Genomic DNA, 12,205 nt, shown 5'->3' on the forward strand with positions numbered 1-12,205 from the left:
GGGAGGGGCCTGGCTCACGGACTTTCAAGGGTGACGGGCCCGGCACCGGCGCGTCAAGGACGGCGGGGCCCCACCATTTTGCCTCCCCTGCGCTCGCGCTTCGGTCCAACAAAATCGTTGCCCCCACCGCCGCTTCGCGGTCGCCCGTGCGGGGCGATCCCTGACCCGCCGGCACCGCGCCCATCCGCCTTCCTCGTGTCGTCTCACCGACAGACATCAGGAGGAAATCATGACTACACTTGGCAATCTTGAATCAGGCTCGAACAGCTACTTCGAAGCACTCGCCACTGCCGAACGGCGGGCCTTGCACAGCTTCTTCGACCAGCACGTCGTGGAAGACGACGATCTCGGATACTTCGCTCTCGACGAGGGCGACTACAACGCCTTGCCGGCACATCTGGCGAGCCGGGTGGTTCATACTGTGCACGGCGGCATGCTCGACGAATTCTGACGACCAAGCGAGGGCAGGAGCCGGTTACGGTTCCTGCCCTATTTTCATGGTCGCCGGTGGAAGAGTTGGGGCGAAAAGCGGAGCGGGACTTATGACGCGCTCGATCCCGCACCGCCTGCAGCGGTGCTCCTGCGGGCGCGGCGTTCTTGTCCGTGGGTCCCGCACGCACTCCCTCTCGGCACCGGGTCGTAGCGGCGCGAGGCTGGCGGAACCGACAGCCCCCGGTCCCTGGCCTCGCACGCGCTCCTTTGCCGACGCCTTGCCGGGGGTGCGGTTCTCGTCTCGAGGTAGATTTGTCATTGTGCCCTTGGAACGAAAACCGACCGGTCTTCGATTGCTCACGCATCGATCGGTAGGGCAGACAGTACCCCCCGAAAAGCAAAACGCCATGGTTTCCGGAAACAGTCGCGCATTGGGGAACAAAACAAGCACACCGTACGCAGCGGTAGCTGCATGGAATGGCAAAAAGGCACGAAGAAACAGAAGCATCGCAAGTCCGAAAGACTGAGCAATCAGGTGGTAGCCAAGGCACAGCAGTATCCCGCCGCAGGCAGTCCCATCGTCTCAAACTGACCGGCTATGTTGCGCGGCGAAAGTCTCTTCCGGTCGGCATCACATGGGATACAGAGCTTCCCGGCTTCGGACTTCGCAAGCGCAAGTCGGGACATCTCACGTGGATCGTAAAGCACAGGCCGCGAGGCGTGCAGCGAATGGTGACGCTGGGAAGCGCGGGAGTGGCGGCAGGTGCGTTAGGCGCTCCCGCCGCGCGCGCTGCCGCGCGCAGATTGCTCATCAAGGCGACACTTGCCGATCTGCCTACTGCTCCAGAGAAGCTTAAGGCTCCACTCTTTGCAGAATTCGCGGAGGAGTTCTGGCTCGACTATTCACCGCATTGGAAGCCTTCCACGCGCGATGCATCTCGGGCTTACATCGACAAACGGCTGATACCACGGTTTGGGGCACTCTCGGTCGATGCGATTGAACGGGCCGACATCAATCGCTGGCGAGACAGCATGGCTGACGTGGGAGGAGCCTTTAATCGCAGCATCCCGGTCCTGTCGGTTATGATGCAATATGCCGAGAAGCTCGGCTATCGCGAGAAGAACACCAACCCGTGTCGCGGTGTCTCTCGTTTCAAGCGGGACCTGCCGGAACGCTATCTGTCGGCCGATGAATATCGAAGGCTCGGCAAGGTGCTGGCAGAGCACAATGGTGCCAATGCGTTCGTGGTCCCAGCTTTGCTGTTGCTGATCTATACCGGTGCACGGGTTTCAGAGATTGCGACCCTGCGCTGGCGCTATGTCGAGTTGCCCCGCCTTGCGTTGCCTGATAGCAAGACGGGGCCGAAGACGATCTACCTCAACCCGCAGGCAATCGCTGTGCTCGATGGGCTGCAACGGCGCGGAGACGATCAGCTCGTGTTCCCGGCAATGTATCGCGAGGTGCCGATCAACCTAGGCCAGCACTGGGAGAAGATCAGGCGCAAGGCAGCCTTGCCCGATGTGCGCCTGCATGATCTCCGCCACAGCTTTGCTTCGGTGGCCATAGCGAAAGGCATACCGCTTGCGACCATCGGCAAGCTACTCGGCCATGCGCTTCCTGAAACGACGGCACGATACGCGCACCTTGCTGACGAGGTGATTTCGGAAAGCGCTGACCGCATCTGTTCCAGCCTCGCAAGCTCAATGGGGATGACCGCATGACCAGCTATGATCTCAAGCGTATCCTTGCCGAGGAGCTGGCGCGCATCGTTCCGGGCGATGCCGGAAAGCGCCGCACGAAATTCGATTACGTCCTTCCCGGATTTGGCGAGCGCATCCACCCGTCCGGCAGGAAGAGCTACGTTCTTCAGCGCACAATGGGCGGCAAGCAGAGGCTCATCACCATAGGCGATGCGGCTATCCTAACCGAGCGGATCGCCAAGGATGTTGCGCGTCGCCTCATCTTGAGGATCGAACTGGGCCAGAACCCGGCAGACAGGAAACAACGCGGCAAGAAGACGCCGACCTATGCTGCCTTTCTTCGGCACTATTGGGAGGTTGCAGCTCCGGCCTGGAAGCCATCCACCCTTGAGATACATGACATCTACCGTCGAACGCACTTGGAACATGCATTCGCCGGAAAGTTCATCGACGAGATCAGCCATGCTGATGCTGTGCGCTGGCATGCAATGTTAACACGCACGGCAGGACCGGGCGCTGCAAACCGCGCTATGGAAATCCTAAAGGCGATGTTCGGCAAGGCGGAGGCATGGGGCTATCTCCCAGAGCACTCAAACCCCTTTCGTGGCGTCAAGCGCAACAAGGGGCGGAAGATCGAACGCTTTCTGAGCCAAGCCGAGATGGCCCGTCTTGGAGAAGCCTTGTCACAGCATCGAGCCGACAAACCCAATGAGGTGGCGGTCATTTCGCTTCTCGCTTTGACTGGATGTCGGCGCGGTGAAATTCTCAATCTCACTTGGGGCGAGGTTCAGGGGCGCAAGCTTAAGCTGACCGATACAAAGACTGGGCCACGTGTCATATGGCTTGGTAAAGAGGCGAGGGCAGTGATTGATCGCTTGCCGCGCAGAAGGGGCCATGAGCGCGTCTTCCAGTTCGATGTGCTGCCCGTCTCTGCAATCGATTGGTTCTGGCGCATGCTGAGGGTGGAAGCGGGCATCGAGGATTTGAGATTGCACGACCTTCGGCACAACTATGCTAGCCTAGCTGCGCGTTCAGCCGAGACCCTTCCGATGATCGGCGAACTGCTTGGTCATCGAGATGTCGGCACCACGGCACGGTACGCACATTTCGATGATCGCAGTTCTCTTATCGCGACACGCCACGTCGGCAAGATCATCGAGCACAATCTCACACCAAAAAGAGATTGAACTAGGTTTGGTCGAAGACACGTTTTCCCATGCTAATGCGCTCTTCCGTTGCATAGCCGTGGCAGCGATAAAACTCGCTGACAGCGTCATTATCGGCCCTGATTTGCAGATTTATTTTCTTGCACCCCATCTGAAGGAGCTTTCTCTCAGCCGCTTTCAAAAGTCGTGATCCAATACCACGACGCTGATGAGATGGTTCGACGGCGATCGTATACAGCCAACCTCTGTGACCGTCGTAACCCGCCATGGCGGTTCCAACGATATTACCTTTAACCTCGGCGACCAAAAACAGTTCTGGCTGTACCCTCAGCTTCTCTGGAATTGCATTCTCGGCATGGTTCCAAGGAGGATCGCCTGGAAAAACTTTCGCCCAAAGTTTCTCCACCTCTGAGAAATGTCTCGATTGATAAACGAGAATATCAACCATTGGCAGCAATGAAGGATCGTTCTTTGTCGGACAGCCCATAAGCGGATGCCACAAGTTCCCATACCTTGTCTCTCAAAATGGTTTGCTTGAGCCGAAGTCGCCGCTTGTCGGACTCAAGCTTTGCCGCGACTTCCTCGCTATTCACCGCCGTCAGATCCGAAACCAATCCGGCAATCTTTGCCGAACTTGGAATCATGGGAAATTCCTCCAACTGCTTTTTGGTGTACCACGGATGCAGCTTGTCATAGATGGCGTACTTCGTTCGCAGATACCATGCACCCAGCGGACTTGTGAGCACGCCAAGCGCTGTCATCAGGGCTTCCGTGTCGTCGCTCTTACTAATAGCTATGTATAAAGCCTGATCGATCGCGGCAGGTTCTTCGATGAAAGCGGCGGAAAGAATGGGACCTAGGGTCTTCCTAAAAACGGCCTTTGGTTTTTTCATGAAGTCTGGATCGCGAGGTTCTGCCAACCAATCACCGTAAGAGACGAATTGGCCTGAGTAGCGATGGTTGAGCCAAAATACGTCACGCCCTCTTACCTCAGGGAGATAAGTCTTATTTAGACGTGTGTCGGCATGATAGGATCTTTCGGTTTTATCGCGTTTCGTTTGGGGGCCTTTTCCGAACGCACTAGAACCATATCCATCTGTGCGATATGCATGTAGGCCGCGATTCAGCCGCACTAAACTCCCAAAGTTGGCGAATTTTTCGTCAAGGCGAGAGATGATGCGCTCAGCGCGTTTGTCGTAGCGAGGATTGATTAGACCGAGGCGATTGATGTCAGCGACATCTAATGTGCTCATGGTCTCAAACTCTGTAGGTGATGTGAATCTCACAATGTCGAGCTTCTTCGATGGCTTAGCATTGCGAGTGAAAAATACAGTGTTCTCGATGTTGGCATCGCGGAACACCTTGTATTCGAAAATGCTGAGTTCAGCGGTCGACCACTCGTTCAGCAAGCTGTGTCGCACGCGTGAAAAATTGGCAGAGTTTAGCCAAGAATCCGGGACAATGTAGGCCAAGATGCCGTCAGGTTTAAGTAAGTGAGTCCCCTTTTCAATAAAGTAAACATAAAAATCTGTTTGGTACTCTGAGAGCTGGTATCGTTTCTGATAATATAGAGCTTGATCCTTTCCAGCAGAGAAGAGGTACGGTGGGTTTCCGATGACGCAGTCAAACCCCTTAGTATCGGCTAGGAAAGGGAATTCAATTTCCCAATCGAACACATTCATCGCAATGTGATCATCGTCCGAGAAGAGCGAGTATGAGTAAGTTTTGTAAAAGTCACTTCCTATGAGCGAATTGCCGCATCTGATGTTCTGGCCCAAATCTGGAAGCGCCCGTATTCTAAAGAAATCCATCTGCCTTGCCATGGCATCTGCAGTTTCACCCTCAAGCACTTTCAAGAGAAGCGAGAGCTTTGTCACCTCGACGGCCTGCGTGTCGATATCCACTCCGAAAATGTGGGTCAGCAGTATCCGTCTGCGTTCTGCAATCGTTAGGCGCCAATCATCTTTTCCGACTTCAAGCAGCTTCGGCTCTTTGCCCGATGTGTATTTGGCAGGGTCGTCGGAAACGTATGCATCGCGATACCAATCCAACAGATATTGATAGGCGCCGATCAGGAACGAGCCTGAGCCACAAGCGGGATCAATAACACGAACGGGCGCCGGGTTTTTCGTACGCTTATCCTCACCCGAAGCCTGCGCGGGTGTCTTCCCTTCAAGTAATTTCCCCAAGGTGTTTTTGACTATGTAATCGACGATGTATGCTGGTGTGTAGTAAACCCCCCCGGCCTTCTTCACCTCCGGCTTTTCTTCGATGATCGCTCGAGAACCAGCAAGCCTGATGACCTTGCCTAGAAAGCGCTCATAGACTTGACCTAGAATATCAGCCGGGAGAACCGAGAACTCGTATGGGCTCTCCGGGTAATAGAGGCTCTTCAATATTGGCTTAAGAACCTTATCGTCGATCGTAAGATCGAGCGTAAAGGTGTCCAAGGTCTCAGCCGAGCCATCGCCCTTATTGAAATGAAATAGTCCTGAATTGTAACGGTCATCCGCCTTGAGGAAGAGCGCGGTCAGACTACCGTAAATTTCCTTTTCTGTAGAAAGCTTCTGAAGTTGTCCGTACTTTTCGATGCCTCTATCTTCAGCGATCCGCAGAAACACAACTCGATCAATAATTCTTTGAACGGCAGCGTTCAGCTCTCGCACATCCAGCTGGCGGTTTCGAAGTGCGATGTTCCGAGCTAGCGCGGCCCTCCATCCTTCGATTTCTTCAAGAAATGCGTCATCGACTTCCGCCGTACCCCGTTTGCGTCGATTGTCGGTCGCATACTTATCGAAAGAACCTTTCAGGACTGCTTCACGAGAGAAGATTGCAGCGATTTCATCCCATTTTTCGACGTAATCGTCGAAGGTGTAGTACGCGGTGCGCGCTACGCTAGCCTTGTCAGTTTTCTCTGGTTTGACCCGGCAATCGTAGACAGCGAGTTCCTCGAAGTCAGTGAGGATGGAGAGTGGTAATTTTGCGCTCCAAGCATACCGTCTCAATTGAAAGGCGGGACCGACGTCTTGCTTGATATTGACCGCGGGTTTTTTGGCTTCGAGGAAGAATTTCCGAGTTCCCCCGACACGGAAAGCATAGTCGGGGGCCTTAGTGTTTCCACCGATCTTTACGGCATCTTCGTGCACAACATCCTTGTAGGCTTCGGCGTAGCCTTGCTCGTTATCTATTGACGTGACCCCCAGCTTTCCCCCAGCTGGGATTAGAGCCGGGCGGTTGTTTTGCGCATAAGCGCGATTGAAGCAATGGGCTGCGTAGTGGAGCCCGTAGGGCGTAGCGAAGCAGGCCATTGCTTATCCAGTTCGGCGGCGAACGCCGCCGGTGTTGCGTAGCCAAGCGATGAGTGCGGTCGCTCCCGGTTGTAATCATCCACCCAGGCGGCGATCTCGACACGGGCATGGGCCATGCTCATGAACAGCGTCTCGTTGAGCAGTTCGTCCCGCATGCGACCGTTGAAGCTCTCGACATAGCCATTCTGCATCGGCCTTCCGGGCGCGATATAATGCCACTCGACGCCGATCTCGCCGCACCATGCCAGCACGGCGTTGCTGGTGAGCTCGGTTCCGTTGTCGCTGACGATCATGCCGGGCTTGCCACGCTGGGCGATCAGCTCGGTCAGCTCTCGAACGACACGGCGACCAGAGATCGACGTGTCCGGCACCGCTGCCAGACACTCCCTTGTCACGTCATCGACCACGTTGAGCACCCGGAACCTCCTGCCCGACGCCATCTGGTCGTGCACGAAGTCCAGGCTCCAGCGCTGGTTCGGTAAGGCGAGCACCGGAGCAGGTGCCCTCGTGCCGACTGCGCGCCTGCGACTGCGTCGACGCCTCACCGCCAAGCCTTCCTCCTTGTAGAGCCTCTGGGTCTTCTTCCGGTTGATCATGATCCCCTCCCGGCGCAGCAGGATGTGCAGACGGCGATAGCCGAACCGCCGTCGCTGGTTGGCCAGCTCGCGCAGCTTCTCACGCAGATCGGCGTCATCGCCCCGGGTGGAACGGTAACGCACGCTCTTGCGATCGGCATCGATGACACGGCACGCCCGCCGCTCGCTCATCCCGTGGCATGCCTGAAGATGAGCGACAGCTTCCCGCTGCGCGGCGGGCGTCAGAACTTTTTTGCCAGAAGATCCTTCAACGCCGCTTTGTCCAGCATCGTGTCGGCCAGCAGGCGCTTGAGCTTGGCGTTCTCGCTCTCGAGCTCCTTGAGCCGCCGGGCATCAGACACCTCCAGCCCACCATACTTCGACTTCCAGTTGTAGATCGTCGCTTCCGAAACCCCGTGTCGCCGGGCCAGGTCGGCGGTCTTCGCTCCCGCCTCCGCCTCCTTGAGCACGCCGATGATCTGCTCTTCTGAAAACCTCGTTCTCTTCATCTCGTCCGTCCTTCTGTCAGGGCCGGACTCTAATCCAACTTGGAGGAAAATCAGGGGGTCACGTCACTATGTCCCAACCCAGAGCCTTGAAAAATGGATCGATGAACTCGCGCCGGACTTGCGTCTCGTTGTATGAGCTTGCTTGATACGCTTCCTTATGAAGTCGAAAGCGCTCGACAAGTTCGACAATGACTGCGGGTGTTGACATCGGTCCCCTATCGCATGGACCAGTGGCGTCGCAAAGCGGCTTTTCGCGACAAACCATTTCCAATTTCAATCATCAACATCCTCAAAAATTACAGAAAGTTGCTCTGTCGGGCTGAGTTTCGACGCGCTGGCAGGTGCACTGGGAGTGTCTGGTTCATCGTCATCATCGAGCGTTGCTGCATAGTCATCAATGGCCACCTCGGCAGCTGCGCATTCATCTAAGAGTTCAGCGTCATTCTGACCGAATGCAGCGAACCCCTGGATGGCCTCCTTTAGATCTTGGAGATGTCGAGCACGATCGCCGGTCAATAACCTCTCATCCCACTCCTGTGGTTCCAGTCCATACTCATTGACAATCTCATGGCGGAACCGGATTGAGAGGTCGTGCAATTCCTTAGCCTCAAATAGGCCCTGAACCATTTCGTCCTTGAAGGGGGTAGCGTCCGCCCAATTTAGGCAAAGCTCCGTCACTCGCTCGACGGTAGCGGCACGCAGTCCCTGATCGGCCAGGCCTCTAGCATGCGCCTTTGCGACGAAATCAAGTTCTGCGCTGAAATACATATCAGAATTGATGCGTTCGGCTATTGCTAGCGGGTCTTCCAAGCGTCCAAAGTAGCGTTCCAGGAAACTATCATCTCCACGATGCGCCGCGAAACGCAGTAGATCACGATCTGAGAGTTCTCTCTCCTGCATCCGATCAATCAGAGTATCGTACAGGCTTCGGGGTATATGAACGCTGGCGCCAGGCAACTGCGTTGTCCCGCACACAACTTCGCTCAGAAGCTTCTCTAATTTTGCTCCACGGACATACAATTCAATCATTTCCGGCGATCCAGACACTATTTCGGCAAAAGCGTCGGCGACAGTGGGATGTTTGAAAACCCAACGTGGACCGTCGGGTGCCTCGACAAGTAGGGTTAGGCTTCCTCGCAAGGCCTCCATTGCTCTTGCGACGTCAGCGAGCGGGACGCCCGTAAGCCGGTAGACCGTCGTTAGTTCAGTAGAATTGGCAATAGGAGATGGTACGCCTGTAGGGCCATGAAGAAAGATCAAAGCGACGGCAGCGCGTTCGGGCTCGGCTAATCCTATCAGCACATCTCGTAAGAACTCGATCGGCCTTTCGAAAAAGTCCGATAACCCGTCGCGACTTACCGACAACTTTCCCGTGAAATACGGTGAAGCAAGGCGGCGAGCGGTTTCCGGGAGGAAGTTCGTATTCGTCGCCACAGAGGGTAAAAAGGGCTTCAACTTTCTTTTGAGCGAGATCGGCTGTTCGCCCAGTCTTATGTGATTGTAGAGGATCTGCGCTCTCTCTAAATCAGTCAGACCTTGGACATCGATGATGACTTGGCTGTTCGATAGGAGTGGAAATTCGCCAAGTTTCAGGTCAAACTTCGCAGAATTCCAGATGTAGGTGCGGGAGGTCATAAGCACCCTCGCTCCTGACTTCACTGCAGCGTGCATCATTTTTAGTCGGCTATTCCAGCTATCGACCCTGGAACGCTGATACTGCGTTTCGCCAAAAGCGTCGTCGATCCAAAAGAACTGAGAAGGTTCATTCGGATTCCAGTGCTGCTCAAACCCTGGCCCGTCAGAAATCCGAACGGTGCCAATCGCACCATCGTCGAGGGCACCCACGGCTAAACTGGCCCCGATCGTGGATTTGCCGCTAGCAGGATCACCCAATAGCAAAACAAAACGATGCTTTTGCAATGCCTCAACGCTCTGTCGATGCGCCGCTGTAGTAACAAACGCTGCCAGATCATCGCCCATTGAGCTTAGGATAAATCTAGCCTGAGTGTACGCGCGTTCGTCAATTATCTGAGAAAGATCCCCAAGACCATAGAGCCGCGGCACCATCATGCGTAGCCGAGGGCGTGATCTGATTTCTTCGGTCAGCCAATCTCTTCCTAACACCCTAGCTCGCGTAGCGCCCGCTGCCTCAATGGCTGAAACCATTTCCCCTTCAGCTTGGCCCGAAACTCCAGCATTGGTCAGCAATACGTAATCGTGGGCCAGCCCACGACACTTCAGCGAGTCGATTTTGGAGAGTTCGCCCGAAATGTCGCTCAGCTTGAGCGTCTTACTCGGTTTTCCAGTGAATTTGCATTGAATAGTTGATTTGGCTTCCGGTACATCAGGTGCCCCCGGCCATGTGCCCCAGAACGCGCCGTCTCTCCCGCCATCTTGAGAAGGCAGAAAGGTTTGCACTGGGCGTTCGAGCACCTCGGCAGCGACCGCCACAGCCAAGTCTTGAAAAGCCTTCCAGCCTAAAGTGTGAAGCGCGAAATCAATCTGCTGAGCCTGCGCCAGCGGGGTTGCGTTTTTCGCAGCAGCCGTGCCCCCAGCTTGCCCTAAAATGTTCTTTCCTTGAGCCATTTACAACGCTCGTAAGCGACAGTTGAAAAAATGCCAACGCGCCATTTTGGAGACCAACATTCAATTTCAAAACTTCAGCAAGATGCTAGGCTGAGAAGATAGTAGAAGCTTGTTCTGGCTGTCGGGGAATATCGTGGAGCTTGCAAAGGTCACAATTGAGAATTTTCGTTGCTATCGTGAGCCGATCAGCATCGACATTGAGAATCTTACAGCTCTTGTGGGGCGGAATGACGTTGGCAAATCCGCCATAATGGATGCTCTCGCGATCTTCTTTGAGGTCGCAAAACTTGATCGAGACGACGCTTGTAAGACTGGCGACCCAACGAATGTGCGCATCACTTGCGAGTTCGATAGTCTCCAAGATGTCATTTTGGACACTGATTATGAAACAAATCTCGTGTCTGAATTTCTGCTCAACAACGATGGTCGTCTGGTGACGTGACCCCCTGATTTTCCTCCAAGTTGGATTAGAGTCCGGCCCTGACAGAAGGACGGACGAGATGAAGAGAACGAGGTTTTCAGAAGAGCAGATCATCGGCGTGCTCAAGGAGGCGGAGGCGGGAGCGAAGACCGCCGACCTGGCCCGGCGACACGGGGTTTCGGAAGCGACGATCTACAACTGGAAGTCGAAGTATGGTGGGCTGGAGGTGTCTGATGCCCGGCGGCTCAAGGAGCTCGAGAGCGAGAACGCCAAGCTCAAGCGCCTGCTGGCCGACACGATGCTGGACAAAGCGGCGTTGAAGGATCTTCTGGCAAAAAAGTTCTGACGCCCGCCGCGCAGCGGGAAGCTGTCGCTCATCTTCAGGCATGCCACGGGATGAGCGAGCGGCGGGCGTGCCGTGTCATCGATGCCGATCGCAAGAGCGTGCGTTACCGTTCCACCCGGGGCGATGACGCCGATCTGCGTGAGAAGCTGCGCGAGCTGGCCAACCAGCGACGGCGGTTCGGCTATCGCCGTCTGCACATCCTGCTGCGCCGGGAGGGGATCATGATCAACCGGAAGAAGACCCAGAGGCTCTACAAGGAGGAAGGCTTGGCGGTGAGGCGTCGACGCAGTCGCAGGCGCGCAGTCGGCACGAGGGCACCTGCTCCGGTGCTCGCCTTACCGAACCAGCGCTGGAGCCTGGACTTCGTGCACGACCAGATGGCGTCGGGCAGGAGGTTCCGGGTGCTCAACGTGGTCGATGACGTGACAAGGGAGTGTCTGGCAGCGGTGCCGGACACGTCGATCTCTGGTCGCCGTGTCGTTCGAGAGCTGACCGAGCTGATCGCCCAGCGTGGCAAGCCCGGCATGATCGTCAGCGACAACGGAACCGAGCTCACCAGCAACGCCGTGCTGGCATGGTGCGGCGAGATCGGCGTCGAGTGGCATTATATCGCGCCCGGAAGGCCGATGCAGAATGGCTATGTCGAGAGCTTCAACGGTCGCATGCGGGACGAACTGCTCAACGAGACGCTGTTCATGAGCATGGCCCATGCCCGTGTCGAGATCGCCGCCTGGGTGGATGATTACAACCGGGAGCGACCGCACTCATCGCTTGGCTACGCAACACCGGCGGCGTTCGCCGCCGAACTGGATAAGCAATGGCCTGCTTCGCTACGCCCTACGGGCTCCACTACGCAGCCCATTGCTTCAATCGCGCTTATGCGCAAAACAACCGCCCGGCTCTAATCCCAGCTGGGGGAAAGCTGGGGGTCACGTCACAGACTATCAGCCAACTTCTGGACGCAGAATGAGTGTATTTGGCCGCTTACTTCGCGCTCATTTGGCCAATGAAGGCTCGTCAAATCACCATGCTTTGGACGCGGCCCTGGCGCAGGTTGATCTAAAATTTAGTCCCTCGCCAAAGGGGTGAGGGCAACCATTGGGGTTCAGAATAGAGATATGATGCTCAGTCAACTAAGGCTGAGGGGTTGCCCGAAGTGTC

9 protein-coding genes are annotated in these 12,205 nt (G+C 55.8%); 5 read left to right on the forward strand and 4 right to left on the reverse strand.

The window, feature by feature from the left end:
- Positions 1-229 precede the first annotated feature (229 nt).
- The 3 genes from EL2594_RS00715 to EL2594_RS00725 all read left to right on the forward strand — a co-directional run bounded on the left by EL2594_RS00715 (position 230) and on the right by EL2594_RS00725 (position 3,320).
- Positions 230-451, forward strand: coding sequence for a hypothetical protein (locus EL2594_RS00715; protein ID WP_011413111.1), 222 nt, complete (start codon positions 230-232; stop codon positions 449-451).
- 710 nt (positions 452-1,161) lie between these two features.
- Positions 1,162-2,154: a tyrosine-type recombinase/integrase gene (locus EL2594_RS00720; RefSeq protein WP_011413113.1), complete on the forward strand. Its 993-nt coding sequence runs from the start codon at positions 1,162-1,164 to the stop codon at positions 2,152-2,154.
- Positions 2,151-3,320: a site-specific integrase gene (locus EL2594_RS00725; protein ID WP_011413114.1), complete on the forward strand. Its 1,170-nt coding sequence runs from the start codon at positions 2,151-2,153 to the stop codon at positions 3,318-3,320. The genes EL2594_RS00720 and EL2594_RS00725 overlap by 4 nt, the downstream gene beginning before the upstream one ends.
- Before the next feature lies 1 nt (position 3,321).
- On the opposite strand, the gene EL2594_RS00730 is transcribed toward EL2594_RS00725, so the two are convergent.
- The 4 genes from EL2594_RS00730 to EL2594_RS00755 form a co-directional block, all read right to left on the reverse strand.
- On the reverse strand, positions 3,322-3,747 hold the full coding sequence (locus EL2594_RS00730; RefSeq protein WP_011413115.1) for a GNAT family acetyltransferase: 426 nt from the start codon (positions 3,745-3,747) through the stop codon (positions 3,322-3,324).
- The gene (locus EL2594_RS00735; protein ID WP_155805909.1) at positions 3,740-6,607 is read right to left on the reverse strand and encodes an Eco57I restriction-modification methylase domain-containing protein; all 2,868 of its coding nucleotides are present in this window, start codon (positions 6,605-6,607) and stop codon (positions 3,740-3,742) included. The genes EL2594_RS00730 and EL2594_RS00735 overlap by 8 nt, the downstream gene beginning before the upstream one ends.
- Positions 6,520-7,691, reverse strand: a protein-coding gene (locus EL2594_RS00745; protein WP_155805911.1) for an IS3-like element ISEli1 family transposase whose coding sequence is annotated in 2 segments (ribosomal slippage) — positions 6,520-7,439 and positions 7,439-7,691 — 1,173 coding nt in all. Because the reading frame shifts where the segments join, the coding sequence is not laid out codon by codon here. The genes EL2594_RS00735 and EL2594_RS00745 overlap by 88 nt, the downstream gene beginning before the upstream one ends.
- Before the next feature lie 273 nt (positions 7,692-7,964).
- A complete protein-coding gene (locus EL2594_RS00755) occupies positions 7,965-10,277 on the reverse strand; it encodes a hypothetical protein (RefSeq protein ID WP_011413120.1) in 2,313 nt (770 codons plus the stop codon).
- A gap of 109 nt (positions 10,278-10,386) precedes the next feature.
- Here EL2594_RS00755 and EL2594_RS00760 point away from each other — a divergent pair, with 109 nt between their 5' ends.
- Together EL2594_RS00760 and EL2594_RS00770 are read left to right on the forward strand one after the other, a co-directional pair.
- Positions 10,387-10,719 carry an AAA family ATPase gene (locus EL2594_RS00760; protein ID WP_011413121.1) on the forward strand — a complete coding sequence of 111 codons (333 nt, stop codon included), beginning with the start codon at positions 10,387-10,389 and terminating at the stop codon, positions 10,717-10,719.
- 58 nt (positions 10,720-10,777) lie between these two features.
- Positions 10,778-11,949, forward strand: a protein-coding gene (locus EL2594_RS00770; protein ID WP_155805911.1) for an IS3-like element ISEli1 family transposase whose coding sequence is annotated in 2 segments (ribosomal slippage) — positions 10,778-11,030 and positions 11,030-11,949 — 1,173 coding nt in all. Because the reading frame shifts where the segments join, the coding sequence is not laid out codon by codon here.
- The last annotated feature ends 256 nt before the right edge of the window (positions 11,950-12,205 follow it).

The organism is Erythrobacter litoralis HTCC2594, assembly GCF_000013005.1.
GTDB classification, from domain to species: Bacteria; Pseudomonadota; Alphaproteobacteria; order Sphingomonadales; family Sphingomonadaceae; genus Parerythrobacter; species Parerythrobacter litoralis_A.

Coding starts and splice junctions, on each gene's coding strand:
- EL2594_RS00725 (WP_011413114.1), top strand. CDS start 2,151: ATGACCAGCTATGATCTCAAGCGTATCCTTGCCGAGGAGCTGGCGCGC.
- EL2594_RS00730 (WP_011413115.1), bottom strand. CDS start 3,747: ATGGTTGATATTCTCGTTTATCAATCGAGACATTTCTCAGAGGTGGAG.
- EL2594_RS00755 (WP_011413120.1), bottom strand. CDS start 10,277: ATGGCTCAAGGAAAGAACATTTTAGGGCAAGCTGGGGGCACGGCTGCT.
- EL2594_RS00735 (WP_155805909.1), bottom strand. CDS start 6,607: ATGGCCTGCTTCGCTACGCCCTACGGGCTCCACTACGCAGCCCATTGC.
- EL2594_RS00715 (WP_011413111.1), top strand. CDS start 230: ATGACTACACTTGGCAATCTTGAATCAGGCTCGAACAGCTACTTCGAA.
- EL2594_RS00720 (WP_011413113.1), top strand. CDS start 1,162: ATGGTGACGCTGGGAAGCGCGGGAGTGGCGGCAGGTGCGTTAGGCGCT.